This is a genomic window from Acinetobacter sp. B-6 (assembly GCF_056930735.1).
In genome coordinates, this window is the sequence record NZ_JBXPBY010000037.1 from 1 (window position 1) to 1592 (window position 1592).

Consider the following 1592-nt stretch of genomic DNA (forward strand, 5'->3'; position numbering starts at 1 on the left):
TGTTCTTGCCAAATGTAGTGAATTAGATTTAGGTGATAACTCAAAAATTGATCTATTCCTAAAAAATGATTGGATGGACGTAATAACTCACTGACACTATCCCAGAAATGAATATCTGGGTTCATGTTTGCCATCAATGCGACTAAATTCATCGTCTCAATTTCTTGAATTTCAATATTTTCATAACTGATGTTGATTTCTAAAATAGCATCTTTCTCAAAATTTTTACCTGCTGTACGGTGATTCGCAATCAGCAATATTGTTGTGATGCCTGAAAAGTGCAGAATTCCTTTCATATTGCAATATCTATGATAAGTATCTTGAAGGAGTTCTTCTAAATTTCTTTTTTTTGGCATTTTTCGCATACATTCAGCATAAAAACACGTTGTTATAAAATAATCACCAGCTGCCGCAAAAAAACCAAAGGGTACTTTTCTAATTTTTTGATAATGATCATTGATATTCAGAGTGATATGTTTTTTTCTATCGCTATATTTTATGACTCCACGTCTATCTGTAGCAAGTATTGCATAACGATCTAAGTTGAAGGCGATGACTAATGACATAAAAAATCAGGACTATTAAAAGATTGTGAGGTATAATTTAACAAATAATTAAATTATGATAAACAATGAGGTGAAAATGGGTAGGGAATTTGTTGTTAGAGCTGGTCAGCATAAGTTTGAGAGTGGGGCAAAAATACAAACAGTCTTTCCAGCACTTCCTGTGATGATTGATCAACCTTATTCAGCTGCTGTGACTTTTCTTGATGATGCCAAACAACCGATGGCGAATTATAACTATCGACTGATTGCTGAAAATGGGCTTGAAGTTTCGGGAATCACGGATGAGTTTGGAAAAACTCAACCGATTCAAACTGATCAGCGTGAAAAAGTCGATTTGTATATTGCAGATTTACCAAATAACCACCAACAAAATTCAGGCGAATCTCCGCTTCTCAAAAAAACATATGAAGCCTTGTTTTATGTGGAAGATCCAGAAGATGAATTAGATGATATTGATCATTTAGAAGAATAAGAGGAAATTATGGTTGCTCCAATTGTTGCAGCTGCATATGTGGTCATTGCATTTTTGTTGAGAGTATTACTCCACGTACTCAAAAAACTCCTCAATCAGGCAGCAAAAGTGACCACTGAATTGGTCAAAAAGTATCTTGCACCTTTTTTAAAAGATATTGGCGCAACGATTGCTCAAGAGTTGATTGAGTTTATATTTTCTTTTGCTACTGAAGTTGCGACTGATATTAAGCGAGAACAAAGAGCTTCTACGACACCCAAACCAAGCGGTTCAACAAAACCAACCGCATCCTCGCAAGCTTCAAGAGTTGGCGCTTGGTATGAGGTTTACACCAAGAAACCAATTTTATTTAAATCGGTGATTTGTAAAGTTTGCTGTTTTAGTAATCAAATTGGTGGTGCAACAGGGAAAGCGTCTAAAAAAGAAACGATTGCTGATAAAGTGATTAATTTATGGGGCGGATTACGCCACCTTAGACAAAAAGCCGTGCAAGTCATTTTTGCACTCGTAGATATTGTGATGGAACACAAATGTCCGATTAAAGCCGAAGTGAT

2 protein-coding genes and 1 pseudogene are annotated in these 1592 nt (G+C 35.6%); 2 read left to right on the forward strand and 1 reads right to left on the reverse strand.

Annotated features, from left to right (window positions below):
* The coding region (locus AC1Z3T_RS21065) for a hypothetical protein (RefSeq protein WP_483396985.1) at nucleotides 1-566 on the reverse strand (566 nt) is incomplete at its 3' end.
* Between the two features lie 76 nt (nucleotides 567-642).
* Between AC1Z3T_RS21065 and AC1Z3T_RS21070 the strand changes: the two genes are divergently transcribed.
* Nucleotides 643-1038: a hypothetical protein gene (locus AC1Z3T_RS21070; RefSeq protein ID WP_005034369.1), complete on the forward strand. Its 396-nt coding sequence runs from the start codon at nucleotides 643-645 to the stop codon at nucleotides 1036-1038.
* Nucleotides 1039-1047: 9 nt separating this feature from the next.
* Nucleotides 1048-1592, forward strand: a pseudogene (locus AC1Z3T_RS21075) (hypothetical protein); the annotation flags it as partial.